Origin of the sequence: Kribbella shirazensis (assembly GCF_011761605.1) — a bacterium.
GTDB lineage: Bacteria > Actinomycetota > Actinomycetes > Propionibacteriales > Kribbellaceae > Kribbella > Kribbella shirazensis.
Genome location: NZ_JAASRO010000001.1, coordinates 1,402,370 through 1,427,652, shown reverse-complemented (window position 1 = coordinate 1,427,652; position 25,283 = coordinate 1,402,370). Strand labels below are relative to the sequence as shown.

26 protein-coding genes are annotated in these 25,283 nt (G+C 68.5%); 13 read left to right on the top strand and 13 right to left on the bottom strand.

The features are described from left to right. Window positions 1–178 precede the first annotated feature (178 nt). Window positions 179–847: a GntR family transcriptional regulator gene (locus BJY22_RS07050; protein WP_167204554.1), complete on the top strand. Its 669-nt coding sequence runs from the start codon at window positions 179–181 to the stop codon at window positions 845–847. 20 nt (window positions 848–867) lie between these two features. Here BJY22_RS07050 and BJY22_RS07045 read toward each other — a convergent pair whose 3' ends face one another. The 8 genes from BJY22_RS07045 to BJY22_RS07010 all read right to left on the bottom strand — a co-directional run bounded on the left by BJY22_RS07045 (window position 868) and on the right by BJY22_RS07010 (window position 9,775). Then, a complete protein-coding gene (locus tag BJY22_RS07045; RefSeq protein ID WP_167204552.1) occupies window positions 868–2,913 on the bottom strand; it encodes a glucosidase family protein in 2,046 nt (681 codons plus the stop codon). Continuing rightward, window positions 2,910–4,124: an enolase C-terminal domain-like protein gene (locus BJY22_RS42855; protein WP_167204550.1), complete on the bottom strand. Its 1,215-nt coding sequence runs from the start codon at window positions 4,122–4,124 to the stop codon at window positions 2,910–2,912. The genes BJY22_RS07045 and BJY22_RS42855 overlap by 4 nt, the downstream gene beginning before the upstream one ends. After that, the gene (locus BJY22_RS07035; RefSeq protein WP_167204548.1) at window positions 4,121–4,888 is read right to left on the bottom strand and encodes an SDR family NAD(P)-dependent oxidoreductase; all 768 of its coding nucleotides are present in this window, start codon (window positions 4,886–4,888) and stop codon (window positions 4,121–4,123) included. Before BJY22_RS07035 ends, BJY22_RS42855 begins: the two co-directional genes overlap by 4 nt. 91 nt (window positions 4,889–4,979) lie before the next feature. Then, the gene (locus tag BJY22_RS07030) at window positions 4,980–5,789 is read right to left on the bottom strand and encodes an ABC transporter permease subunit (protein WP_167204546.1); all 810 of its coding nucleotides are present in this window, start codon (window positions 5,787–5,789) and stop codon (window positions 4,980–4,982) included. Continuing rightward, window positions 5,776–6,663, bottom strand: coding sequence for a carbohydrate ABC transporter permease (locus BJY22_RS07025; protein WP_337758323.1), 888 nt, complete (start codon window positions 6,661–6,663; stop codon window positions 5,776–5,778). Before BJY22_RS07025 ends, BJY22_RS07030 begins: the two co-directional genes overlap by 14 nt. Then, window positions 6,660–7,946: an ABC transporter substrate-binding protein gene (locus BJY22_RS07020; protein ID WP_167204544.1), complete on the bottom strand. Its 1,287-nt coding sequence runs from the start codon at window positions 7,944–7,946 to the stop codon at window positions 6,660–6,662. The genes BJY22_RS07025 and BJY22_RS07020 overlap by 4 nt, the downstream gene beginning before the upstream one ends. Window positions 7,947–7,964: 18 nt before the next feature. After that, window positions 7,965–8,672, bottom strand: coding sequence for a FadR/GntR family transcriptional regulator (locus tag BJY22_RS07015; protein WP_337758322.1), 708 nt, complete (start codon window positions 8,670–8,672; stop codon window positions 7,965–7,967). Continuing rightward, the gene (locus tag BJY22_RS07010; protein ID WP_167204542.1) at window positions 8,669–9,775 is read right to left on the bottom strand and encodes a DUF4185 domain-containing protein; all 1,107 of its coding nucleotides are present in this window, start codon (window positions 9,773–9,775) and stop codon (window positions 8,669–8,671) included. Before BJY22_RS07010 ends, BJY22_RS07015 begins: the two co-directional genes overlap by 4 nt. Window positions 9,776–9,878: 103 nt before the next feature. Between BJY22_RS07010 and BJY22_RS07005 the strand changes: the two genes are divergently transcribed. Continuing rightward, the gene (locus BJY22_RS07005) at window positions 9,879–10,265 is read left to right on the top strand and encodes a phage holin family protein (protein WP_167204541.1); all 387 of its coding nucleotides are present in this window, start codon (window positions 9,879–9,881) and stop codon (window positions 10,263–10,265) included. Further along, window positions 10,265–10,687 carry a low molecular weight protein-tyrosine-phosphatase gene (locus BJY22_RS07000; RefSeq protein ID WP_337758321.1) on the top strand — a complete coding sequence of 141 codons (423 nt, stop codon included), beginning with the start codon at window positions 10,265–10,267 and terminating at the stop codon, window positions 10,685–10,687. The genes BJY22_RS07005 and BJY22_RS07000 overlap by 1 nt, the downstream gene beginning before the upstream one ends. A 1-nt stretch (window position 10,688) precedes the next feature. Here the strand turns inward: BJY22_RS07000 and BJY22_RS06995 are convergent, their stop codons facing one another. Beyond that, the gene (locus BJY22_RS06995) at window positions 10,689–11,900 is read right to left on the bottom strand and encodes a pyrophosphate--fructose-6-phosphate 1-phosphotransferase (RefSeq protein WP_167204539.1); all 1,212 of its coding nucleotides are present in this window, start codon (window positions 11,898–11,900) and stop codon (window positions 10,689–10,691) included. Between the two features lie 73 nt (window positions 11,901–11,973). Beyond that, complete coding sequence (locus BJY22_RS06990) at window positions 11,974–12,441, bottom strand: Lrp/AsnC family transcriptional regulator (protein ID WP_167204537.1); 468 nt, start codon at window positions 12,439–12,441, stop codon at window positions 11,974–11,976. Between the two features lie 63 nt (window positions 12,442–12,504). Between BJY22_RS06990 and BJY22_RS06985 the strand changes: the two genes are divergently transcribed. The 3 genes from BJY22_RS06985 (at window position 12,505) to BJY22_RS06975 (ending at window position 15,796) form a co-directional block, all read left to right on the top strand. Further along, window positions 12,505–13,407, top strand: coding sequence for an EamA family transporter (locus tag BJY22_RS06985; RefSeq protein WP_167204535.1), 903 nt, complete (start codon window positions 12,505–12,507; stop codon window positions 13,405–13,407). A gap of 101 nt (window positions 13,408–13,508) precedes the next feature. Continuing rightward, window positions 13,509–14,201, top strand: a complete 693-nt coding sequence (locus BJY22_RS06980) for a response regulator transcription factor (protein ID WP_167204534.1) — start codon at window positions 13,509–13,511, stop codon at window positions 14,199–14,201. After that, a complete protein-coding gene (locus BJY22_RS06975; protein ID WP_337758318.1) occupies window positions 14,198–15,796 on the top strand; it encodes a sensor histidine kinase in 1,599 nt (532 codons plus the stop codon). Before BJY22_RS06980 ends, BJY22_RS06975 begins: the two co-directional genes overlap by 4 nt. 25 nt (window positions 15,797–15,821) lie before the next feature. Here the strand turns inward: BJY22_RS06975 and BJY22_RS06970 are convergent, their stop codons facing one another. Next, complete coding sequence (locus BJY22_RS06970) at window positions 15,822–16,202, bottom strand: MerR family transcriptional regulator (protein WP_167204532.1); 381 nt, start codon at window positions 16,200–16,202, stop codon at window positions 15,822–15,824. A gap of 533 nt (window positions 16,203–16,735) precedes the next feature. Here BJY22_RS06970 and BJY22_RS06965 point away from each other — a divergent pair. Both BJY22_RS06965 and BJY22_RS06960 read left to right on the top strand, forming a co-directional pair. Then, window positions 16,736–18,130, top strand: a complete 1,395-nt coding sequence (locus tag BJY22_RS06965) for a S1C family serine protease (protein WP_167204530.1) — start codon at window positions 16,736–16,738, stop codon at window positions 18,128–18,130. Window positions 18,131–18,205: 75 nt separating this feature from the next. Next, on the top strand, window positions 18,206–18,907 hold the full coding sequence (locus BJY22_RS06960) for a pirin family protein (RefSeq protein WP_337758315.1): 702 nt from the start codon (window positions 18,206–18,208) through the stop codon (window positions 18,905–18,907). 99 nt (window positions 18,908–19,006) lie between these two features. Here the strand turns inward: BJY22_RS06960 and BJY22_RS06955 are convergent, their stop codons facing one another. After that, entirely contained in the window at window positions 19,007–19,336 is a 330-nt protein-coding gene (locus BJY22_RS06955) for an L-rhamnose mutarotase (RefSeq protein WP_167204528.1), read from the bottom strand. 229 nt (window positions 19,337–19,565) lie between these two features. Between BJY22_RS06955 and BJY22_RS06950 the strand changes: the two genes are divergently transcribed. Together BJY22_RS06950 and BJY22_RS06945 are read left to right on the top strand one after the other, a co-directional pair. Continuing rightward, window positions 19,566–21,467 carry a penicillin-binding transpeptidase domain-containing protein gene (locus tag BJY22_RS06950; RefSeq protein WP_167204526.1) on the top strand — a complete coding sequence of 634 codons (1,902 nt, stop codon included), beginning with the start codon at window positions 19,566–19,568 and terminating at the stop codon, window positions 21,465–21,467. A 79-nt stretch (window positions 21,468–21,546) separates the two neighbouring features. Then, window positions 21,547–21,867 (top strand): TFIIB-type zinc ribbon-containing protein, encoded by a 321-nt coding sequence (locus tag BJY22_RS06945; RefSeq protein ID WP_167204524.1) that lies wholly within the window; start codon window positions 21,547–21,549, stop codon window positions 21,865–21,867. A 5-nt stretch (window positions 21,868–21,872) separates the two neighbouring features. On the opposite strand, the gene BJY22_RS06940 is transcribed toward BJY22_RS06945, so the two are convergent. Continuing rightward, on the bottom strand, window positions 21,873–22,286 hold the full coding sequence (locus tag BJY22_RS06940; protein WP_337758310.1) for a PaaI family thioesterase: 414 nt from the start codon (window positions 22,284–22,286) through the stop codon (window positions 21,873–21,875). A gap of 322 nt (window positions 22,287–22,608) precedes the next feature. Here BJY22_RS06940 and BJY22_RS06935 point away from each other — a divergent pair, with 322 nt between their 5' ends. Genes BJY22_RS06935 through BJY22_RS06925 form a run of 3 tightly spaced genes read left to right on the top strand, consistent with a single transcriptional unit; the run spans window position 22,609 to window position 25,279 of the window. Then, the gene (locus tag BJY22_RS06935) at window positions 22,609–23,631 is read left to right on the top strand and encodes an ATP-binding cassette domain-containing protein (RefSeq protein ID WP_167204520.1); all 1,023 of its coding nucleotides are present in this window, start codon (window positions 22,609–22,611) and stop codon (window positions 23,629–23,631) included. Continuing rightward, entirely contained in the window at window positions 23,628–24,440 is an 813-nt protein-coding gene (locus tag BJY22_RS06930) for an ABC transporter permease (protein WP_167204518.1), read from the top strand. Before BJY22_RS06935 ends, BJY22_RS06930 begins: the two co-directional genes overlap by 4 nt. Continuing rightward, the gene (locus BJY22_RS06925) at window positions 24,437–25,279 is read left to right on the top strand and encodes an ABC transporter permease (RefSeq protein WP_167204516.1); all 843 of its coding nucleotides are present in this window, start codon (window positions 24,437–24,439) and stop codon (window positions 25,277–25,279) included. The genes BJY22_RS06930 and BJY22_RS06925 overlap by 4 nt, the downstream gene beginning before the upstream one ends. Window positions 25,280–25,283 lie beyond the last annotated feature (4 nt).

Below are 25,283 nucleotides of genomic sequence, written 5' to 3'. Positions count from 1 at the left end.
AGGGGCGGCCACTAGAGGGTGTCCGGAACCCCCGAGCACTACGGCGCGGGGATCACGGACACCGTCTGGTCAAATGCTGCCTGAAAACCGGGTCATCACGTCGCGAGTTATCCACAGGCTGGGCGTGTGGGGCGGGGCGGGCGCGACAACGGACCGGGTCTGGACGAGAATCGTCCCCATGTACGAACGGCTGCGGGTGGACCGCTCGACCACGGTGGACCGTGTGGTCGACGCGCTGCGTGCCGCGCTGTTCGCCGGTGATCTGCAGCCCGGGACGCCGCTGCGCGAGCAACCGCTCGCCGAGGCGCTCGGGGTCGCCCGGAGCACGATCCGGGAGGCGATGACGATGCTGGTCACCGAGGGCCTCGCGGTCCGCGAGCCGAACAAGGGCGTCAGTGTCGCGATCCTCGCCCCGGAGGCGGTGGCCGACATCTGCCGGGCCCGGTTCGTGCTCGAGTCCGCGGGGATCCGGGCCTGGTACGACGCCGACGAGGCGGCCCGCGAGCGGGTCCGGGAGGCGATGCGGGTGTTCGCGGCGACCGCCAAGGACGGCGCCGACCCCGAGGCCCTGACCGAGACCCACCTGGCGATCCACCGCAGCCTGGTCGCGCTCACCGGGAGTGAGCGGCTGATCGCGACCGCCGACTCGGTCACCGGGGAGGCCCGGCTCGCGCTGGCCCGGGTGGACGCGCTGCGGCAGGACGCGCGCCAGCAGGTCGCGTCCCACCGCAAGCTCATCCGGCTGCTGGAGCGCGGCGAGCTCGACGAGTGTGTCGAGGAGCTCCGCCGTCACCTCGCCGGCGCCGAGGAGTCTCTCCTCGAAGCCATCGCCGTACCTCCCGCCTGACGCTCAGACTGCGGGTTGGACTAGCCTCGAGATTTCGCGGCTAGGCCGTCGGCCGTCACGTCGTACGTCGTCGAGCCGACCCGCAGGCCGGTCAGGCGGGCGTCGGGGTCGAGCGCCGCGACCTGGGGGTTCGCGGTGACGGTGCCGTCCAGGGCGACCTCGATGCCGAACACGCCCTCCAGGACCAGGCTGACCCACGCGCCGGAGGACGAGCAGGACCAGTCGATCAGGTACGGGAACTGCGGCGGTGACTTCTGCGCACCGCCCGCCATCGCCGGCTGCGCCTCCTCCACGAAGTGCGCCTGACCGCACGGCCCCTGGTTGGCGGTCCGGGCGAGCCCTGGCAGCCAGTCCAGCAGTACGTCGCCCCGGCCGAGCGCGAACAATGCGCGTCCGGCGTCGGCCGGCCAGGCCGGGTACGCACCGTTCCACTGGTGGTCCGGGCGGACGCTGAACGCGGCATCCGCGTCGTACGGCGACAGCGCGCGCATCCACGTCGGCGTCTGGAGCTCACGCTGGAAGAACGACACCATCTCGGCGCACTGCGACTCGGACAGGTCGTCGGGAATCGTCGTACCGACGATGTTGAAGTCGTAGCAGTGCCGGACCGGGACCAGCGAGCCGTCCGGTTGCCGAGCGTGCCAGAAGCCCTTGCCCTCGACGTACAGCTCGTTGACGTGACCTGCCTGCGCGGATGCCTCCTTGCGCAGCAGCGCGGCGCGGTCGGAGTCACCGGCGCGGTCCGCGATCTCAGCTGCCACCCTCATGCACCACACGTTGGCGGCGTTGAAGCTGGCCACCTCGTGCACGTAGCTGCTCACGCACTCCAGCAGGTTGTCGATGCCGCCGTAGTCGGCCAGCGCGTGCTTCCCACGCAGACCGCGCCACGCGGTTGCCCAGTCGTGCACGTGCTCGCCGACCTGCTTCGGACCGACCTGTGCGTCCAGGAACTCCGCGTCCCCGGTGAAGCGCACGTAGTCCCGTACCAGCCGGGTCATCGCGAAGTCGTTGACGGAGTACCAGTAGCCGACCGGTCCACCGGTCAGCCACTCGGTGCCGAAGTGCTTGTGCGTGTCGAGATCGATCCAGTGCTCGATGTGCTTCCGCATCGGCTCCGGGTCCAGCAGCGCATGGGTGAGCGACGACAGGCTGTAGTCCCAGATGAACGTCGTCGTCTGCCAGTACCGCGGCATCAACGTGTCGTACGTCCGTCCGATCACACTGGCCGGGTTGTCCCGCCGGAACCAGATGACGCCCAGCACACCCCACCAGTACAGCTTCCGCAGCGCCTCGTTCGACGTCTCCAGCACCGGCAGCGAACCACTGAACCCGTCGCTGGCAGGGTCGAACGCGTCGGCGAGCGCCACATCCCACATGCTCTCCGCCACCGCGATCACCGACGGTACGTCGGCCACGCAGACGTCGAAATGCTCCGTCGCCTCGTCCAGAGTTCCCGCCAGCACATGCACGTACGACAGCCGAGCGTGTCCCGACTCGTCCAGCACGACGGTTGCCTCCAGCATCGTCCTGTCCACAGTGCTGGGTACGTCGAGGCCTTGCACACTCACGGCCGATCCGGACTCGCCCGCGCCGACAACCCGATTGTCGACAACTCGCAGCGTGTTCGGCTCGGACGGCGGCTCCGGGCGCAACCAGCCCGTCGACGAGCGGGTCGCAGTACTGGCCAGCGAAAGCCCCAGTCGGGCAGAACGCCCCGGTTGCCCGGAAATGTCCAGTTGTACGACGACAGCCGGTCTGCCCGGGGCGCACGCGGTGGTTGTGCGGAGGTCGAGGCCATCGACCGTGGTGGATCGGACCACGCAGTCCGGGCGCCACACGACCTCGACCGTTCCGCCGTACGAGCGCGCCAGCCGCCCGTCGACGTACAGCTGGCCGGTGATCGTGTCGCCGTGCGAGTACGGCGGGAAGTTCACGCTGCGGATCGCCATCACGTCGTGGTCGACCTGCGCCGTGCCCAGGAAGTTCGTCAGCCCGGGCGGGTTGAACATGTCGTCGTACGTGTGCGTGAGAACGTCGCTGGCCAGGTCGGCGCTGCGGGGAATCATGAGGGGTCGGCCCAATCGGTGTTCGGGAGCAGGGGGTACCAGTCGGGGCGGGCTGGGTCGCGGTCGTACGGATACGGGCCGAGTTCGCGGAAGAGTTCGGCGTACTCGGCGAGCTTGTCGCGGTCGAGCTCGACGCCGAGACCCGGCGCGTCCGGTACCGCGATCGCGCCGTCGACGTACGGAAGCTTGCCACCGGCAATGATGTCGTCGCGCAGGTGGTGGTAGTGCGCGTCCGCGGCGAACGACAGGTTCGGTACGACGGCACCGAGGTGCAGCATCGTCGCGAGCTGGATGCCGAGCTCGCCCGACGAGTGCACGGCCACGCCGAGCTGGAACGTCTCGCACACGCCGGCCGCCTTGATGCACGGCCGGATGCCGCCCCAGAACGTGGTGTCGAGCAGGATCACGTCCACGGCGGGGTCGCGGACGTTGGCGGCGAGCTGCTCGAAGTTCACCACGACCGTGTTGGTGGCGAGCGGGACCGGGGTGTTCTCGCGGACCCGGCGCATACCGTTCAGGCCCCAGGTCGGGTCCTCGAGGTAGTCGTTGTCCAGGTCCTCGATGCCGCGCGCGAACCGGATCGCCTCCTCGACGCTGAACGCGCCGTTCGGGTCGAACCGGACACGGTGGCCCGGGAACGCCTCGGCCAGCGCCCGGAAGCACTCGCGCTCGTAGTCCGGCGGGAAGACGCCGCCCTTCAGCTTGTGCACGCTGAACCCGTGCTGGTCGACCAGCTCGCGAGCGTGCGCCACCAACTGGTCCGCGGTACGGATCTCGCCGGTGCCGTCGTCGTTCGGGTGCCGGAAGAACAGGTAGCTCGCGAAGGGCACGCGCGAGCGCACCTTCCCGCCGAGCAGCTCGTGCACCGGTACGCCGAGCTGTCGGCCCTGCAGGTCCAGGCAGGCGAACTCGATGGCCGCGAGCAGCTGTGTGCGGTTGTTGTAGAGGCTCGCGGTCGGGTTCGCGAGCATCCAGCGCAGGGCCTCGGTCCGGGCCGGGTCGTGACCGACCAGGTACTCCTTCAGCCCCGCGACCGCGGCCTCGGCGCTCTGGCCGCCACCGCCCATCTCGCCCAGGCCGATCAGCCCGTTGTCGGCCTCGACCTCCACGACAGTCCGGACGAAACGTCCCCAGTGCGCTCCGTTGCTGTGCCGCAGCGGCGCCTCCAACGGCATTGTGACCGTGGTCGCGCGTACGTCGACGATCCTCACTTCGCGTCCTCCGGCAGTACGACGGGTAGCCCGGCGGTCAGGCCGCCGTCGACCTTGACGTCCGCCCCGGTCACGAACGACGCGGCCGGTGAGGACAGGAAGTAGACGACCTCGGCCACCTCGCCCGGCGTCGCGACCCGCCCGAGCGGATGCGACCGGCCCCATTCGGCGACCACGTCGTCGGTCGACCGGTCGCCGGCGAACTGCGCCGCCGACGTCCGCAGCATCGGCGTGTCGACCGACCCCGGGCAGACCGCGTTCACGCGGATCCCGTCCGGGGCGTGATCGACAGCCATCGCCCGGACCAGACTGAGCAGTGCGCCCTTCCCCATCGAGTACGCCGCGACGCTCGTCTGCGCGGCGTACGCCTGCACGGAGGCGACTACCACAACGCTGCCGCCGCGGGGCAGGCGAGGCACAAACGCCTGGCAGGCAAAGAACACCCCACCGACGTTCACGGCCATCACTTCGTCGAAGACCGAAGGCGGCGTGTCGACCACAGTCCCGTACCGCTGGATGCCGGCCGCACACACCAGCACATCCACCGCGCCGATCTCCTCCGCAACGGATGCCAGCGCAGCCCGATCCGAGACATCCACCTGAACACCGGTCACCCGATCATCCAGTGCTGCAAGAGAAGCGGCGTCGCGGTCAAGCACCACCACGTGGTCGCCGGCGGCCAGGAAACGTTCGACAGCCCCGCGACCGATGCCCGCGGCACCACCGGTGACGACGACGGTGCGGGGACCCGACTCCAGGGCCATCACAATCCTCCCTTCGACTGCGCCGCGCGCTCGCCGGGTCGGCGAGCGGGCGATTGTGATGGCGTGGCGGTTCGCATATTTCCTCCGAGAATCAGAACTGACCGAGGGCGAGGCCCCGGGAGAAGAAGCGTTGGGCGGCGAGGAACAGGATGACGGTGGGCAGCGACACGAGCAGGCCGCCCGCGAGGACGGTCGGCAGCGCGGCGCCGCCGTACGTGCTCTGCAGGCCGGTGAGCGCGGGCATGATCGGGCGGACCGACTCCGACTGGCTGAGTGTCAGCCCGAGGAGCAGGTCGTTCCAGACGAACGTCGCCTGCAGGATGAAGATCGCGGCCAGCGCCGAGCCCGCCATCGGCAGGTAGATGCTGCGGAAGATCCGGAACAGTCCCCCGCCGTCGACCACGGCCGCCTCGAAGACGCTGCGCGCGATCCCGGTGAAGAAGTTCCGCATCACGAACGCCGAGAACGGCACGCTGATCGCGGTGTAGACGACGATCATCCCGACCCGGGTGTCGTACAGCCCGGAGTTGGCGTACCCGGAGAACAACGGCATCAGGATCATCTGCAGCGGGAAGATCGTCCCGCCGAAGATGAACACGAACCACAGGAAGCCGCGCCGCAACCGCAGTACGACGATCGCATAGCCGGCCGCCGCGCCGATCAGCACCGCCAGCACCGGCGCGACCACGCTGTACATCGTGGTGGCCACCAACGTGTCGCCCAGCGCCGCCTTGCTCCAGGCGTCCCCGAAGTTCGCGAACAACGAGAACCCGGCCGGCTTCCACACCGTTTTGGCGTCGTACCCGTCGACGGACTTGGACGCGTTGACGATCAACAGGTAGACCGGGGCCAGCCAGATCAGGCCCAGCAGTACCAGGAGACCCGTTCTAACCTTGCTCACGGGCGTCCCCCAACTGGTAGCGCAGGTAGAGGATCGACGCGGCGAAGGTGACCAGGCTCAGGAACAGCGCGATCGCCGCGCCCTGGCCGTAGTCGTTCAGCACGAACGTCTCCTTGTACATCGACAACGCGAGCGTCTCGGAAGAGGTACCAGGGCCGCCTTGCGTCATCACCCACACGACGTCGAAGGTCTTGAGGCTGCCGACGAGCGACAGACCGATGACGACCGTGGTGATGGCCCGCAGCTGCGGCCAGAGGTGGTGCCGGAACAAGCTGAATCCTTCGGCTCCGTCCAGCCGAGCGGCCTCGAGCGGCTCGGTCGGGATGGACTGCAGTCCGACGACGAACAGCAGGGCATTGACGCCGGCTGCCTGCCAGGTGGTGGCGACGATCATCATCAGCGTGTTTCCGGGACCGGACTGGAGCCAGCCGGTGTGCTCACCAGGCAGGCCGAAGAAGCCGAGTGCCTGGCCGAGTGCGCCGTCCGGCTGCAGTACGAAGCCCCAGATGACACCGACGGCCACACCCGAGATCGCGTACGGCAGCAGGAACGGCAGCCGCAGCCACGTGCCCCACTTGTGTCCGTAGGTCAGTACGGCGACCAGCAACCCGAGCACCACCGGCAGCGTGATCATGCCGGCGACCCAGAGCAGTGTGTTGACCAGCGACCCGATCAGATCGGGATCGCTGAACATCGCCTTGTAGTTCGTCAGTCCGTTCCACACCGGCGACGCGAGGCCGTCGTACTCCGTGAAGCTGACGTACGTCGTCCACAGGAACGGCAGGTAGAGCAGCAGAGCGACGACACCGGCAGCCGGGAGCCCGAACAGGGGCGCTACTCGTGCACCTGTCCGGGCGGCTGCTGCGTTTCTCACTTCTGCTTGGCCCAGTACGCGTCCGCCTCGGCCTGGATCTTCTGCAGGCCCGGCATCGGGTCACCCGGCTTGGTCACGAACGCGCCGAACACCTCGAGCGCCTTGTTCGCCACCGGTACCGGCGTCGCCTCGAACCACCGGTTGATCAGCCGGTACCCGTCACCGCCGACGTCCTTGTTCAGCTTCGACAGCGCCGGGTCCTTGACCTCGGCCTTCGGGTTGAACGACAGGTCGCCGCGCGAGTTCGCCCAGGCGGTCTGCGCCTGCGGCGTGAGCCACCAGTCGGTCCACTTCTTCACCGTCGACGCGTGGTCGCTCGCCGCGGCCGAGCAGACTGGGCCGGTCTCGAAGATCATCGACGTCTTGGGCAGCGCCGGGTTGACGTTCGGGATCACGAAGAAGTCGTAGTCCGTACCGGCCTTCATCTTCAGCGTGTTCAGGTTGCCGCTGAACCAGGTGCCGAAGTTGATCATCGCGACGTCGCCGTTCTTCAGCTGCGCCTGCGGCTCGGTCTTCGCGCCCGGGTCGCTGAAGTACCCGGCGTCGATCATCTTCTTCCACTCGTTCATCACCTCGACCACACCCGGGTCGGTGTACTTCGCCTTACCGGCCGCGAGCGCGTCGTACAGGTCCGGGTCCTTGCCGGCCAGCAGCGTCTCGAACCAGACGAACGAGAACAGGATGTTGGTCTGGTAGAACGGCTTCACGCCGGCCGCCTTGACCTTGTCCGCGACCTGCGTCAGCTCGGCCCAGTTCTTGGGGGTCTCGGTGATGCCGGCCTTCTTGAAGACGGCCTTGTTGTAGTACATCACCCAGTAGCCGGCGTTCAGCGGGACGCAGTACTGCTTGCCGTCGAAGGTGAAGTACTGCTTGAGCTGCTCCGGGATGTTGCCGTCGGCAATCGCCTTGGTCCACTGGTCGGTGGTCTCGGCGACGAGCTTCTGGTCCACCAGATCCTGAAGCTCCTTGCCGGTGTGCCAGGTGAACAGGTCGGCCTTCTCCTTGGTCCGGAACGACGAACGGATGAAGGCGGTGTACGTGTTCGAGTCGGAGTACCCGACCGGCTCCATGCCGACGCCGACGTCCTTCTTGCTCGCCGCGCCGACCTGGGTGAACGCGTCCTTCCAGCCACCCTTGTCGTTGTAGAACTTCAGGGAGTCGACCGGTTTGTCCTCACCCTTCGCCGGTCCTGCGGTGCCGCCACCGCCCCCGCAGGCGGACAGCGCGAGCGCGCCGGCCATCACCAGGGCAGTCAGCGCTTTGCGGTTGGTCTTGCGTTGCATGTGATGCGTCCTTCCAGCTCAGGGGTGCTGAAGTCGTTGGTTGATGACGGCCAGGACGCCGTCGAGGTGTTCGCGGGTGAGTAGCTCGGCCAGGTCGGGGTCGCCGGAGCGGACCGCGTCGTAGATGGCGCGGTGCTCGTCCAGGTCGGCCTGCCGGTCACCGTGGATGTGCAGGATCTCCAACTGCTCCCGGGCGTTCACGACCGTGACCGACTCGACCACCTCGGCCAGCGTCGCGTTGCCGGAGGCCTGTGCCAGGGAGCGGTGGAAGTCCATGTTCACCTCGGCCAACCGCGCATGGTCGCCGGACGCGATCAGCTCGGCCGCGGCGTCGAGGTCGTTGGCCATCCGCTCCAGTGCGGTCTCGACCCGGGTACTCGCCGCCAGCGCGGCGACCGGCGGCTCGATCAGGACACGTGCCTGCAGTAGCTCCACCAGCCGATCCGGACTCGGTGCCAGCGCGAGGGGGTTCGCCAGCACCAGCCGGTCGACGTTCGGACCGACGTACACGCCGGAGCCGTGCCGGAGCTCGACGGCTCCGGTCGCCTCGAGCCGGCGCAGCGCCTCCCGGACAGTCGGTACGGCGACCTTGAACCGCTCCGCGAGCGATCGCACCGCCTCGAACTGATCTCCGGGCGACAGCTTCCGCTCCGCGATCAGCGCGAGCATGGACGTCGCCAGATCGTCCAGCAGACTGCGTCGTACGACGCCTCCTCCGGTGCTCACTGAGCCGCCGCCAGGGTGACGCCGACGAACCGCGGCCGGTAGATGCTCACGTCGCCGTACAGCTCGTCGCTGACCAGGCTGTTGACGTTGTAGCTGACCAGGAGCGTGTTGCCGCTGCGCAGGTCCGGGTGGTCGTGGGAGTTGTACGTGATGATGTTTCCGCCGGTCTCGGGCGTGTGGAACAGCTCGACCGGCTTCACCCACGGACCGGTCGGCGAGCAGGAGAAGTACCCGAGGACCCGCTTGCTGAACAGCTCGTTGGTGTCGTGCGTGACCAGCAGGTAGCCGTCGTTCCAGCGGGTCACACTGTGCTCGTTGGCGACACCCTGGAGAACACGGACCGACGCGGTCTCGTCGCTGGACCAACCCGAGCCGGTCCAGTACTCCCACGCCTTCGCAGTCAGCTCGTCACCGCGAACCCGGGCGACGTGCTGGTACTTCGATGCGCCCAGGTCCTCGACTCCGTAGATGTAGGTGTACCCGTGATCGCGCAGCAGCCAGCCGGACCACTGCACGTTCGCACCGGACGGAATCGGCTTCAGGCTCTGCAGCTTGAACGTCTTGCTGTCGAACCGGGCCAGGTAGTTGCTGGCCCAGCGCCAGTCCCACTGCCCGGTGCCGGTCTTCTCGAACCGCAGGGCGACCACGTCGAGGTTCCGGCCGGCGTTGCTCGTCTGCGCGGCACCGAACCAGTACCAGCCGTTGGACGGCGGCGGGACGAGCGACGTCGGGTTGGTCGCCGTACCGCCGGTGACGGTCGTGAGGTTCTGGCCCTTCTGGATCACGAAGGAGTTGTTGAGGAACGGTGTGTTCTTCGGGCGGCTGCCGTCCGGGTTCACCGGCCCGAGGAACGTGTCGGAGAAGACCCACGCCGTACGGCCGCCGGACAACGGCACGGAGTAGGTGCTGTCCGCACCGGTCCAGCCCTTCCCGGTGTCGCTGTAGGCGTTGAGTAACCCCTCCGGCGCTGCATGAGGTGTCGCCTGAGCGGTCCAATCCGTCTGAACGGCGCCGCAACTCGCCGCATTGGCGGAGGCAGCAGGGACAGCGAGACCCGCTGCCGTGAGTGACAACGCGACTACCGCAACCAGTGGGCGTGACATGAAAATGATCAGATCACTTGGTCATTTTCGGTGTCAAGAGTCAGGGGCGCATCAGGGTGTGTACGGACGGTGCTGTTACCGCTTGGGTGGGAGGATCGAGGGCATGAAGAACTTGATCATCAGGTTGCTGGCGAACGCGGTGGCGCTGGCCGTGGCGAGCTGGCTCGTCGGCGGGATCACCCTGCAGGGCGCGACCACCGGCCGGCGGGTGCTGACCCTGCTGATCGTGGCGGCGATCTTCGGGATCGTGAACGCGATCGTGAAGCCAGTGGTGAAGGTGCTGTCCTTCCCGCTGCTGATCCTCACCCTCGGTCTGCTGACCTTCGTGATCAACGCCGTCATGCTCTGGCTGACGTCCTGGATCACCGGCAAGCTCGACGTCCAGTTCCACGTCGACGGGTTCTGGGCCGCACTCTTCGGCGCCCTCATCATCAGCGTCGTCGGCATGATCATCAACGCCGTCCTGCCCGAGAAGGCCGAAGTTCGCTAGTGCACGTCGAGATCGTCTGCACAGGGAACATCTGCCGCTCGCCGATGGGTGAGGTGGTGCTGCGCGCGAAGCTGGCGGAGGCGGGTGTCGACGGCGTCGAGGTCACCAGCTCCGGTACCGGCGGGTGGCACGTCGGCGACCGGATGGACCCGCGCGCCGCGGCCGCCCTCCGCAGCCGTGGGTACGACGGCAGCGCGCATCGGGCCCGCCAGTACGAGCGGTCCTGGCAGCGCGACCTGGTCCTCGCGATGGACTCAGGGCATCTCGCGACGCTGCGCCTGCACGGCGCGGACGCGCAACTGTTCGCGCAGGACGACGTACCGGATCCGTACTACGGCGAGGACGACGGCTTCGACGAGGTCCTCGCCCAGGTGGAGAAGGCGGCCGACCAGTGGGTCGACCGCCTTCGCGAACGGCTCTAGCTCAGCTCTGGCCGATCCGCGACTTCAGGTCGACGAACCAGTCGACCGTCGGGTCGAACTCCTTGCCGCCGGCGATCCGCGGGAACTCGATCGCCCGCAGCTCGTCGCCACGCTCCTCGTCGTGGCCGACCACGCCGGACTCCCCGCGCAGCGCGGCGTCGACGGCGTAGTCGGTGCACTCCTTGATCAGCGCGAGGTCGCGGTCGTTGGCCGCGGCCGAGCGGCTGAAGTACCCGCTCTTCTGCACCATCGTCTTCTCCGCGCCGATCCGCTCCGCGAACTGCTTCGCGAACCACGCGCCCGGGTTGATGGTGTCCAGCTTGACGTGGCCGAACGGGTCCCGGCCGACCTCCTCGCCGCGGGCCTCCATCTCCGCCACGATCGACGACACCCCAGCGCCCTCGGACAGGAAGATGTTGACGCAGTCCTCGTCGTCCATCACCTTGCGCAGCCGCTCGGCCTCGGCGTCCAGGTCGATCGTTGCCTCCGGCACGTAGACGGCGTCGACGTCCCAGCCGCCCTTGCGCAGGCCGATTCCCGGGTTCCACTCCTGCTCGTCGACCCACTGCTGGTACGCCTGGGCCGTTGCCGCGGTCAACCAACCGCAGTTACGTCCCATCACCTCGTGGACGATCAGCATCCGCGGGTTCGAGGAGTGCTCGGCGATGATGTTGCGGGCGAACAGCGCGCCCTGCTCGGCCGCGGTCCAGGCGCCCAGGCTCTGCCGGATCGGGACCACGTCGTTGTCGATGGTCTTCGGCAGGCCGACCACGGTCAGGTCGTAGTCGTGCTCCTGCAGGTACGCCGCCAGGTCCGCGGCCGTCGTGTTGGTGTCGTCGCCGCCGATGGTGTGCAGTACGTCGACACCGTCCGCGACCAGCCGCTCGGCCGCGACCTGGAGGGCGTTCTGCCCGTCCTGGATCAGGCCGCGCTTGACCAGGTCGGCGGTGTTGGTCAGCTTCACCCGGCTGTTGCCGATCGGGCTGCCGCCGAACTTGTGCAGCAGGGACGCCTTCTCCCGTACCTCCGGCGTCACGTCGAGGAAGCGGCCGCTGAGCAGGCCGTGGTACCCGTTCAGGTAGGCGATGATCTCCACGTCGGGCGCCACCGCGGTGTAGCGCTCGATCAGTCCGCCGACGGCGGACGACAGGCAGGGCGCGAGCCCGCCGGCGGTGAGCAGGGCAACTCTGCGGACAGACTTGTCGGCAGCCATGGTCCAGGGTCCTTCCGTCGCTGAAGTCGCCACCAGACTAGTGATGCAGACCACTCCTGGCGGTGGTTGGGGTTCACCCTGCGGACAGCGGCACGCTGCGCGGCGGCACCGGCGTCGAGACCACGAAAGAGCTGGTCGTCTGCCCGTGCACCTGGAACCTGTCCAGGACGCTTTCGAGCGCAGGGATCTCGGCGACCTGGACGCGGATCAGGAAACAGTCCTCGCCGGAGATCCGGTGGCACTCGACGACCTCCGGGGTGCGCTCGGCCAGCGCGACGATCTTCGGGATCTGCCCCGGTCCGGGGCGCAGCCGGACCCAGGCGGCGACCGGCCGGCCGAGCGCGGCCGGGTCGATGTCGAGGCGGTACCCACGGATCACTCCGGACTCCTCCAGCCGCGCGACCCGCTCGCGGATCGTCGGCGTGGACACCCCGAGCCTGCGGGCGAGCTCGGTGGTCCGCAGCCGGGGATCCGCGGACAGCTCGGTCAGGATCCGGGTATTGAGGTCATCCAGCACAGGGCTTCTCGTTTCGGTAAGCATATCGGGCTCCTAGCCTTCGTTCTGCCATGGAAACCTGCAGATCCCGTTTCTACGGTAGTCGGTGTGACCACCACTCGCACCGAAGCGCCGACCCGCCCAGGTCTCGCGGCCGTCGCCGCTGCCGTCACAGTCGTCCTGTGGGCGTCGTCGTTCGTGGCCATCCGGCACCTCGGCACGGAGATCTCGGCCGGAGCCCTGTCCCTGGCCCGGCTCGGCCTGGGCAGCCTCTTCCTCGGCGCGCTGCTGTTCACCCGGCACCGTCCCGCCCGTCCCGCCGTACGTCGATGGCCGGCCCAACGAGACTGGCTGCCGCTGATCGCGTGCGGCGTGCTCTGGTTCGGCGTCTACAACCTCGCCCTGAACGAGGCCGAGCGCCGGCTCGACGCCGGTACGTCGGCCATGCTCGTGCACATCGCCCCGCTGCTGATCGCCGTACTCGCGGGCTTCGGGCTCGGCGAAGGCTTCCCGCGGCAACTGGTCATCGGGGGCCTGGTGTCGTTCGCGGGCATCGTCGTGATTGGTACGTCGACCTCCGACGGGCGCGCGGAGACCTGGGGCGTCGTACTGTGCGTGATCGCCGCGATCTCGTACGCCGTCGGCGTGGTCACCCAGAAGCCCTTGCTGAACCGGCTGCCGGCGGCTGAGGTCACCTGGCTCGCCTGCACGATCGGTGCGGTCGTCTGCCTCCCCTTCGCCCCAACGCTGGCCAGCGAGCTCCGCTCCGCTGACGCGGCAACCATCTGGTGGATCGTCTACCTGGCCGCCTTCCCGACCGCGCTGGGCTTCACCACCTGGGCCTTCGCCCTCCGCCGCACCAGCGCCGGCCGCATGGGCGTCACCGTGTACGCCGTACCAGCGGTCGCCGTCGTCCTCGGCTGGCTCTTCCTGTCCGAGACCCCGACCGCTCTCGCCCTGGCCGGCGGCGTCCTGTGCCTGGCCGGAGTCGCGATCTCGCGGAGAAGCTGAGCAGCAGGCCTCTAAGGTTGAGGATCAGCGGGTTCTCAGCCGATTCTCACAGAACCGGCCTACTCTCGGTTGCGGAACGTCGAGCGAAGCGGGGCTGGAGCATGCGGGTACTGGTAGTGGACGACGACCGGGCGGTCCGGGACTCGTTGCGCCGTTCGCTGGAGTTCAACGACTTCGAGGTCGTGACCGCGTCCGACGGGGCCGAGGCGCTCGCGGTGATCGGCAACGTCGAGCCGGACGTCGTGGTGATGGACGTGATGATGCCGCGGCTGGACGGCCTCGAGACCACCAAGGCCCTGCGGGCCGCCGGCAACAACGTGCCGATCCTGGTGCTCACCGCGCGTGACGCGGTCGCGGACCGGGTGGACGGCCTGGACGCCGGCGGCGACGACTACCTGACCAAGCCGTTCGCGCTCGAGGAGTTGCTGGCCCGGCTGCGCGCGCTGCTGCGCCGCAGCTCCGGCCCCGGTGAGGGCGGCCAGCGCGGCGAGGTGCTGCAGTACGCCGACCTCGTGGTCGACGTCGACGCGCACGAGGTGCACCGCGGCGACGTACCGATCCAGCTCACCCGGACCGAGTTCTCGCTGCTCGAGCTGCTGATCCGCAACCCGCGCCGGGTGCTGGAGCGCGCGGTCATCCTGGACGCGGTCTGGGGCTACGACTTCCCCACCACCGCGAACTCGCTCGAGGTCTACATCGGCTACCTGCGCCGCAAGACCGAGGTCAACGGTCTGCCGCGCCTGATCCACACCGTCCGCGGCATCGGGTACGTACTGAGAGACACCCCGCCGTGAGCCAGCAGCACCCCGGCGACTTCCCGTCGTACGCCGACCGGCCGTCGCAACCGCAAGCGCAACCGCAACCACCTGTTGCCCACAGCAACGGCAGTCGTGTCGCCGCGACCGCGGCCCGCACCCAGACCTGGTGGAACGAGACGCTCCACAAGCTGAGTCTGCACGCCCGCGTGACGCTGCTCGCGGCGGTCGCGGTCGGTCTCGCGGTAGCGATCGTCAGCGTCGCGGCGTACGTCACCGTGCGCCAGCAGATGTACCAGAACCTCGACAACAGCCTGACGCAGCGTGCTGCCCAGGCCGCGCAGAAGGGCGTCCTGACCGATCTCACGATCCTGCAGGGCGTCCCGTCCGACGCACTCGGCCTGAGTGACATCCGCGTCGGCGTGATCAGCGCTGACGGGCAACAGTTCGGGCCGCCGAAGAGCCTGCTGCCGCCGATGGGCCAGGACGAGCTCCAGGTAGCGCGGGACCAGGGCAATGAGGCCAGCCTGCGCACCGTCGGCATACGCAACGCCGGCTCACACTTCCGCGTGGTCGCCGTTCCCGCGAGCTACTGTCCGCAGGGCCTGACCCGGGCCTGCGAGGCGGAGCCGGGGAACTATCTCCAGCCCGGGGCCTTGGTCGTCGCGCAATCGCTGGCGCCGATCGACCAGACGCTGCACAACCTCGGGATCGTGCTGTGGGCGTTCGGGCTGATCGGTGTGATCGGCGCGGCGCTGGCCGGCAACGCGGTGGCACGCTCGGGTCTGCGGCCGTTGGCCCGGCTGACCGGCGCCGCCGAGCATGTCGCGGCGACCGAGGACCTGAAGCCGATCCCGGTGACCGGGAACGACGAGATCTCCCGGCTGGCGGTGGCGTTCAACGCGATGCTCGGCGCAGTGGCCCAGTCCCGCGACCGGCAGCGCCGGCTCGTCGGCGACGCGGGGCACGAGCTGCGCACGCCGCTGACCAGTGTCCGCACCAACCTCGATCTGCTCGCCCAGGCGGACAAGCGCGGCGGCCTTCGGCCCGAGGACCGGCAGCAACTGCTGGACGACGTACGCGCTCAGATGGACGAGCTGACCCAGCTGATCGGTGACCTGACCGAGCTCGCCCGCGACACGCCCCAAGTGCCGAACGCGGAGCTGATCGAGCTCTCCAATGTCGTCGAGGACGCGGTCATGAAGGTACGGCGGCGTGCGCCCGGACTGGAGTGGGACGTCCAGCTCACACCGTTCCCGGTCTGGGGTGACGAGCGGCTGCTCGGACGCGCGGTCACGAACCTGCTCGACAACGCGGCGAAGTACAGCGTTCCCGAGGGTGCGGCGCAGCACACCGAAGGGCAGCCGGTCGGACACGTGACGGTCCGGCTGCTGGACGGCGTACTCACGGTCACGGACTCCGGCCCGGGGATCGCCGAGGCGGATCTGCCGCACGTATTCGACCGGTTCTACCGGTCCAGCGAGGCGCGCGGCCTGCCCGGATCGGGACTGGGACTGGCGATCGTCAAGCACGCGGCCGAGCAGCACGGCGGGATGATCTACGCCCGGAACGTTCCAGGGGCCGGCGCACAGTTCACCCTCTGGCTGCCGCACGCGGCCACCCAGACGCGATAGCAGCCCATGACGCGTACCGCTGGCGTCAGCCTTCCTCAGCCGACGCGGTGAGCTCGGCGTTGATCCGCTGCGCCTCGGCCAGCTGGTCCTCCAGGATGATGATCCGGCAGGCGGCTTCCAGCGACGTACCGTTGTCGACCAGTTCGCGAGCGCGGGCAGCCAGTCTGAGCTGGTAGCGGGAGTAGCGGCGGTGTCCGCCTTCGGAGCGCTGCGGGGTGATCAGCTGCGCCTCGTCCAGACTGCGCAGGAACCCCGGCGTGGCGCCGAGCAGTTCCGCGGCCCGCCCGATCGTGTAGGCCGGGAAGTCCTCGTCGTCGAGGTTGGCCGCTGAAGTCTGAGGAATGTCCGGGCCTGCTGAGTTCTCCGGGTCTGCCGGGTTCTCTGGGTTTGCTGGGTTCTCTGCCATCGTCTACTCCGCTTGCCTGCCTGGGGTCATCGCACCTCCGTGTCGAGGGCCCCGGTGCCGAAGCACCGGGGCCCTGGGGTTTGGATTGTCACCATCTACTGACTTGTCAGTCAGCCTCTACTGCCGCGGTCCGCCGTACGGGCCGGACGTCGCGGGGATCGCTGAATGCGTAACCGAGAACCACCTTCCAATCACGATGGGACTGCGGGTACCCGCACGGCGAAACACAGCCGCGGCGGGCGATCCTGATGACGTATCCACTCCTCTTCTTCAGTGTTCCGACTTCTTCTTCGTACTGCTGTGAGCGGTCGTCGGCCGCCCGCGTCAGCTTCTCGTGTTCTCTCTTGGCAACACCAGAGACTCTAGCGACACGCGCAACGAATGTCTACTTTCGCCAGCACAGGTTTTCGTTAGCGGCGAGTTAAGAATCGTCGACACCCTGCAGCGACCTTCAGAGGATCTTCATGGAGTTCTTCGGTGGCTCCGAGGGGATCTTCAGGCCCTTTTCAGGTCCGGCCGACAAAGTACCTGTCATGACCGAGAACCAGCCGCAGCAGCCGAACCAGTCCGGCCAGAATGCACAGGGACCGCAGGGGCCGGAGCGGACGCAGCAGTTGCCGATGTACGGGCAGCATCAGCAACAGCACCAGGCGCCGCAAGGTGGGCAGCCGCGGCTGGACTCGGGGCCGCAGGGGCAGCGGCAGGGCCAGTACCCCTCAGGTGGGGGTGCCTACCCGCAGTTCGGGGCGCCGGGGACGCATCAGGGGGCGTCTCCGGGCCCGAACTGGCCCCTCGGCCCGCAGCAAGCCACGGCGACCGCGGTGAAGCCGAAGCGCCGGCCCGGTCTGGCCGTGGTGGCGCTGACCGCGCTGCTGGTCGGTACCGCGGGCGGTGTCGGCGGCGCGGCCGTGTACTCGGCGAGCAACGACACCACCACGAACACCCCGTCGGTGACCGCCCCGCTGAACGGCAATCAGGCGGCCCCCGCGTCGGCCCCGGACGGCTCGGTGCAGAGCGCCGCCGCGAAGGTGCTGCCGAGTGTGGTGAAGATCGCGGTCGCGGCCCAGCAGGGCCAGGCGACCGGGTCCGGCATCGTGATCAGCAAGGACGGCCTGATCGTCACCAACAATCACGTGGTCGCCGGCGCCGGGCAGGGCGCGAAGATCACCGTGATCCTGAACGACGGCCGCACCGTACCGGCGACGGTCAAGGGCCTCGACCCGCTGACCGACCTCGCCGTCATCAAGGCGGAGGCGACCGATCTGACCCCGGCCACCCTCGGCTCGAGCGGGAAGCTCGCGGTCGGGCAGGGCGTGGTCGCGATCGGCTCGCCGTTCGGTCTGGCCGCGACCGTGACCAGCGGGATCGTCTCCGCGCTCGACCGCCCGGTGACGTCGGGCGACGAGCAGGACGACAGTACGACGGTCTTCCCAGCAATCCAGACGGACGCCGCGATCAATCCGGGCAACTCCGGCGGCGCCCTGATCGACCTCGCCGGCCAGGTGGTCGGCATCAACAGCGCGATCAAGACCGCCCCAGGACAGTCCGAGGGCGGGAACATCGGCCTGGGGTTCGCGATCCCGATCGACCAGGCCAAGCCGATCATCGACGAGCTGGTGGCCAAGGGCAAGGCCACACATGCGCGGCTCGGTGTGACGGTCGGTGACGCGCAGTCGTCCGACGGGCTCCCGAACGGAGCACGCCTCGGCGAGGTCACGCCCGGCGGTGCGGCGGACAAGGCCGGTCTTCAGTCGGGTGATGTGGTGACCGCTGTGGACGGCAAGGCGATCTCGTCAGGGGACGCGCTGGTCGCCGCGGTCCGTTCGCACCGCCCGGGCGACCAGGTGAAACTCACTCTCACCCGCAACGGCACCCCCCAGACCGTCACCGCCACCCTCGGCTCCGACAACGGGAACCCGACCGGCTGACCAGGCGTCTCACCCAATAGACCGGACTGCGCCGCCCACCGAGCGGCGCAGTCCGCTTGCTATTTACTGGGACTCGTGGAGATACACCGGGCGGACGAGCGGTTCCGTACTACGAGCGAATGGCTGGAGTCGCGGCACTCGTTCTCGTTCGGGGCGCACTACGACCCGGCGAACGTGGGGTTCGGGTTTCTGGTGGCGCACAACGACGAGACCGTGGCGCCGGGGAGTGGGTTCGGGACGCATCCGCATCAGGACCTGGAGATCGTGACCTGGGTACTGCGGGGTGCGCTGGCGCACCGGGACTCGCAGGGGAACAGCGGGGAGGTCCATCCGGGCCTCGCGCAGCGGATGAGTGCCGGCTCCGGGATCCAGCACTCGGAGTGGAACGACGGGTCCGAGCCGGTGCACTACGTGCAGATGTGGGTCCGCCCGGACCGCTTCGACCTGCCGCCGTCGTACGAGCAGACCGAGCTCGACCTGACGACCGGCGAGCTGGTCCCGGTGGCGTCCGGTCTCGCCAAACACATGTCGAGTACGGCGACCCGCATCAACCAGCCCGCTGCCGGGATGTCCGTCGCGCGTCTGAGCCCCGGCGGCACGATCACGCTACCCGCCGCGCCGTACCTGCATCTCTTCGTCGCGACGGGTACGGCGAACCTCGAGAACGCCGGCGAACTGGGCACCGCGGACGCCGCACGACTGACCGCGACCGACGGCGAGCGCCTCACCGGAGGCCCGGACGGTGCCGAGGTGCTGGTCTGGGAAATGCACGGATAGCGCAGGGATCTCCAGGCCATCACAATCGGCGCCGCCGCGCCGCGCAGAGCGTGCCCACGTCCGCGGCGAGCGGATTGTGATGGCCTGGAGATCCGTACTTCACTCCGTCTGCTCGCTCATCGTCCACACGTGGCGGAGCGACTGACCGGCGACACCCTCCGGGTTCTCGGCGAAGCCCTCGACGAACTGGCTCATGTGCTGCTGCCAGCGTTGGTCGACCGGGTCGTGCTTCAGCTGGGCCACGGCGGCCTCGAAGTCGTCGGCCACGACCAGGTGGAAGAGGTCGCGCCCGCTGCGCCAGATCGACCAGTCGCTGATGCCTGCGGCGTGCATCGCCGTGATCAGCTCCGGCCAGACGCGAGCATGCTCACGCTCGTAGGCCTCTTCGGTACCGGGAATCAGACGGCTGTGCAGCGCAAGGCGGGTCACAAGGGAGCAGAATACGCCGGGAGCCGCGCAGGTGGAACGCGGTTCCAGAATCCGGCCGGGCCGATACGCGCAGGCTCTTGCTCCCGATTCGGCCTCCCTCTGGTGCGAACTCCGGAGCGGGTCCGCGCGTCGTACTTGGGCGGGTTGAGTAGTTTCGCCCTCGTGGTCGGGAACCACACGCCGAAGACTGTGCCCGGTGTCCATCCGTCGTCGTGCGAGAGTTGAGAACGTGAAGCGAACCACTGCCATCGTCTGCCTGAGTAGTCTGCTGATCACCGCTGGTTGTTCGGACAGCACGTCCGGCGGCGGCGGTTCCGGGAGCGACGAGCAGAAGGCGTCCGGCGCTGTCATCAAGCAGTTCGCCGACGCCTGGGTGAACGCGTGGGCGCCGAACGGAAAGCCGGACGCGGCCGGTGCGCTCACCGACAACCCGACCGTGTTCGCCAAGCGACTCGACGACGTCGACAGTGCGCTCGTCGCCAGCACCGTCACGGTCGCCCCGCAGGGCGATCCGAAGTGCGCCGACGGCAGCAACTGCACCCAGGAGCTGGCCGTCGAGGCGCAGCTGCGCGGTATCGGCGCGATGAAATGGACCAGTACGGCGACCGCGGTGAAGACCGGCGAGACGTGGAAGATCAAGGCCTCCGGCGACACGATCTATCCCGGCCTCGGCGACAGCAACTACCTCAAGCGCGTCCGCACGCTCCCGGCCCGGGCGTCGATCCTGGACCGCAACGGCGTCGCCCTGACCGCGAACAGGCCGATCGTGATCGTCGGCGTCGCGTCGGGCACGAAGGCGACGGCGGCGACGTACGCCGCGTTCACGAAGTACCTCGATGTCGACGGCGCGAAGCTCGCGGCGCGCGCGAAGGCGGCGCCGGCCGGGCAGTTCGTGGACGCGATCACGATCCGGGCCGAGGAGTGGGAGAAGCTCCGGCCGACGATGACCAAGCTGCCCGGGGTGCTGACGATGGGCGGTACGCAGTCGCTGCCGCCGACCTCGACGTTCGCCCGGTCGATCATCGGCACCATGAAGACCGCGACCGAGGACACGCTGAAGAACGCCGGTCCGACGGCGTCGGCGCAGGACCAGGTCGGCACGACCGGCCTGCAGTACGCGTTCCAGCAGCAGCTCGCCGGCACGCCGGGCGGCACGGTCGCGCTGCGGGACGGCAAGACCAAGCTGACGGTGAAGACGGTGTTCAACCAGAAGGGCACCGCCGGCAAGCCGGTGAAGACCACCCTCGACACCAACATGCAGAAGGCCGCCGAGGCCGCGCTGGCGACGAGCAAGCTGCCGGCCTCGCTGGTCGCCGTACAGGCGTCGACCGGCCAGATCCTGGCAGCGGCGAACGGGCCGCAGGCGGCGAGCTACAACCGCGCCTTCCAGGGCCGCTACGCGCCGGGCTCGACGTTCAAGATCGTCACTTCGGCGGCGCTGCTGGGCAGCGGTCAGACGACCACGACGCCGCTGCCGTGCTCGAACACGATCAACGTGTTCGGCAAGACGTTCAAGAACTACGACGGCCTCGCGGCGTACGGCGCGGGCACGATGCAGAAGGCGTTCAACGAGTCCTGCAACACCGCGTTCATCTCGCAGCACGCGCGGCTGCCGAAGGACGGGATGACGAAGGCGGCGTCGCTGTTCGGCATCGGGCGGGACCTGGGCCTGTCCATCTCGGCGTACGGCGGCCAGGTCCCGCTGCCGAAGGACGACGTCGAGGAGGCCGCGTCGATGATCGGCCAGGGTACGGTCACCGCCAGCCCGCTGGCGGTCGCGCTGATCGCGGCCACGGTCGACCACGGTACGGCGATGAAGCCGGTGCTCGTGCCCGGTAAGGACGCGGCCGGCCCTGCGGCCTCTCCGTTGCCCGCGGCAACTGTTGCGGCGCTGCGGACGTTCATGCGGACGACGGTCACCGGCGGTACCGCGAAGGTGCTGGCCGGCAACGGCGCGGTCGCGGCGAAGACCGGTACCGCCGAGGTCGTGGTGAACGGCAAGGTCGCCACCAACGGCTGGATGGCCGGTTACCGCGGCGACGTCGCGTTCGCCGTCATCGTCGAAGGCGGCGCCTCCGGCTCCAAGGCCGCGGGCCCGATCCTGAAGACCTTCCTGTCCAGCGTCAAGTGACCTGAGAGTTGGGCGGCGAAGATCCTGAGAGTTGGCTGAGAGGCGGAACGACGGGGATTTCGTCACTTATCGTTGTCGGATGGAGAGCCTGATCTGTCCCAAGTGCCGTGGCGCGATGCGGACGTACGAGCGCAGCGGTGTCACCGTCGACCAGTGCGGTGAATGCCGCGGGATCTTCCTCGACCGCGGTGAGCTCGAGCGTCTGGTGGACGCCGAGCAGCGGTTCAACGCGCCGCCGCCGCGCGAGGAGAAGCGGTACGAGGAGAAGCGGTACGACAACGACCGCCGCTACGACGACGACCGGCGGCGCGACGACCGGCACTACGACGACCGCCGGTACGGCAACCAGCAGTACCCGCGCAAGAAGAAGAAGTCCTTCCTGGAGGACCTCTTCGACTGACGGATTCAGCGCCGTACGGCGATCACGGTGCCTTGGGCCAACGCACACAGGGTCTCGCTGCCCGCGGTGACGGTGCGGAGCTCGCAGGTGCAGGTCGCCGTACGGCTGCTCGCGTGCACGACCTTCGCGACAGCGCGGAGTACCTCGCCCTGCGCCGGCCGTAGGTAGTTGATCGTGAAGCCACCGGTCAGCACCTCCGGCCCGAGCGCCGCACCGCCGGCGAAGGTCAGCGCGTTGTCCGCCGCATACCCGAGTACGCCGCCGTGCAGGAACCCGTTCTGCTGCTGGAGATCCTCGCGGATGTCGAGCTCCAGCGTCGCACCGCCGTCGCCGAAAGCGGTCACCCGCGCACCGACCAGCATGCTGAACGGTTGCGCGGCCAGCAACTTCTGAGCCAGCTCCAAAGTCAGATCCGCCACCCGCGCACGATATGCCACGTGCCGCGCTGCGCGCACGGATCTCGAAAACGCGGTGGACGGCGCTTTCCGGTTCGGCATACCGTGATCGGTGGCAGCCGCACGTCGGAAGGACCCACAGGGAGCGATGTCGACACCTCGTCGAGATAACGGTTGATTTGACCTCAACCCGCGCGATCGGACCGGATCGCGAAGCCGGGACGGACCTCGGAGTCCGCCTGGCCGATCTCGCACGGCGAAGTGAGCGACCTGCGCTCTGCGCGTTTACGCGCGTGGCGCTGCCCGGTCCGTAGTTCAACCGACTCTCTCGAAAGCGGTGCAATCCGTGACGCCTGTTCACGACCTGCCGCCGGTCATCGCGGCACAGGACCTGACCAAGACCTACACGTTCCACCAGCAGCGCGCCGGACTCGGCGGTGCGCTGAAAAGCCTGGTGCGGCGCGAGTACGAGACCCGGCTCGCGGTCGACCGGATCTCCTTTTCGATCGACCGCGGCGAGGTCGTCGGCCTGCTCGGGCCGAACGGCGCCGGCAAGACGACCACGCTGAAGATGCTGTCCGGCCTGCTCTACACCACCTCCGGCGACCTGGAGGTGCTCGGCCACACCCCGTCGGACCGCAAGCACGACTACCTGCGCCGGATCGCGCTCGTCATGGGGCAGAAGACCATGCTGTGGTGGGACGTCCCGGCAATGGAGAGCCTCCTGCTGCACAAGGACATGTACGGCCTGTCCACCGCGGAGTTCGACCGGAACGTCGCCGAGCTCGCCGAGCTGCTCGAGGTCGAACACCTGCTGAACGTGCAGGTCCGCAAGACCTCGCTCGGTGAACGGATGAAGCTCGAGCTGATGGCCGCGCTCGTCCACGGACCGGAGATCCTGTTCCTGGACGAGCCGACGATCGGCCTGGACGTGGTCGCGAAGGCCCGCGTCCGGTCGTTCCTGGCCGACGTCAACAAGCTCCGCGGTACGACGATCCTGATCACCAGCCACGACATGGACGACATCGAGGCGCTCTGCTCACGGGTGATGATCATCGACCACGGCCGACTGCAGTTCGACGGCGGGCTCGACGACCTGGTCCGGACGGCGCGCCCGCGCAAGCTCGTGCACGCGACGTACGCGGCTCCGGTCGACGCGGCGCTCCTCGCCGGGCTGGACGGCTTGAGCGCGGTGGACGTGTCCGGGCCGACCGTGAAGCTCGAAGCGGATCGGGACCGCGCCGGATTCGTCATGGAGCAGCTGACCCGCCTGGGCCCGCTGGTCGACCTCGACGTCGCGGACGCCGACATCGAGGACATCATGCGCGACCTGTTCCTGCGCCGCAGCACGCTCGGGGACGCCTCATGAACGCTGTACTCCGCAACCTGCGTGTCGTACGGCGGATGACGGCGGCCGAGATCGCGCAGCAGTCCGTGTACCGCGGCGCATGGATCATCTTCATGCTGGCGAACATCACCATGCCGATCATCTCGCTGCTGATCTGGCGGACGGCGCTCGCGAGCGGCGCCGAGCTGCCGGTCGACGAGCGGTACGTCACGACGTACTTCGTGCTGCTCGGCTTCGTCACGATGGCGACGTCGTCGTGGATGGCCGGGTTCCTCGCGACCGACATCCGGATGGGGAAGCTGTCGAGCTGGATGATCCGGCCGGCGTCGCTGCTGGTCGGGTTCCTCGCGAACAACGTGTCGGAGAAGTTCCTCAAGCTGTTCGCGCTGGTGCCGATGATCGGGATCGTGTGGTGGATCTTCCGGGACTCGATGAACATCCCGGCGGACGCGGGCCGGTGGGTTCTGTTCGCGGTCAGCATCCTGTTCGGGGCCGCGCTGGTGTTCACGATCGACATCCTGATCGCGTCGCTCGCGTTCTGGATGGACGACGTGAGCGCGCTGGTGCAGGCCCGCGTGATCGTGGCGAGTGTGCTGTCCGGTTCCGTCGTACCGCTGGCGCTGATGCCGGCGTGGTCGCAGGGGTTCGTCGACAACCAGCCGTTCCGGTACACCGTGTCGTTCCCGGTGGAAATTGTCGCGGGTCAGTTGACCGGGCGCGAGTTGCTTGTGGGGTTGGGGTTCCAGCTCGGGTACGTCGTGGTGTTCGCGGTGATCGCCCGGCTTGTCTGGGCGGCGGGGATCCGCGCGTATTCGGCGGTGGGCGCATGACGACGTACCTTTCGGACAAGCCGCCGCTGGACCGGACCTGGCTGCACAAGCAGCGGCGGCACGTGCGGTTGTGGCGGCGGTTCTTCGCACAGGCGGTGGTCCGGGAGACGCATTTCCGTGCGCACTTCCTGACCACGCTGCTTGTCGGGCTGGTGCAGCTGGGGCTCGGGATCGTGCCGACGTTGCTGCTGTTCGGGTTCACGGCCGAGGTCCACGGGTGGTCGCGGGCGGAGGTGATCGCGCTCGTCGGCGTGTTCCAAATCGTCACAGGACTGATCGCGACGTTCGTGGCGCCGAACCTGAACCGGATGACGACGTACCTCACCGAGGGTGAGCTGGACGGCGTCCTGCTGCGGCCGGTGTCGAGCCAGTTCTACCTGACCTTGCGCTGGATCAACGTCGCGGAGCTGACGAACGTTGCCAGCGGCATCGTGGTGCTGGTGATCGGGCTGGTGCAGGCCGGGATCGCGCCGTCGTTGGCGCAGGTCTTGCAGGCCGTCGTACTGGTCGGCTGCGGGTTGGTGCTGCTGACGGCGGTGTGGTCGGCGATGTCGTTCCTGGCGTTCTGGCTGCAGTCGGTGAATCCGATCGGGTTCGTGTTCCTGAACCTGATGGAGGCCGGGCGGTACCCGCTGGTGTTCTTCCCGGTCGCGGTGCGGACGTTCCTGACGTTCGCGTTCCCGGTGGCGTTCGCGACGACGTTCCCGGTGCAGGCGCTGGCCGGCGATCTCGGGTGGGGACCGGTCTTTGCCGGGCTCGGGCTGGCGGTGGTGGCACTGCTCCTGGTGCGGTTGTTGTGGCGGCGCGGCCTGCTGACGTACTCCAGTGCGTCCAGTTGATGTG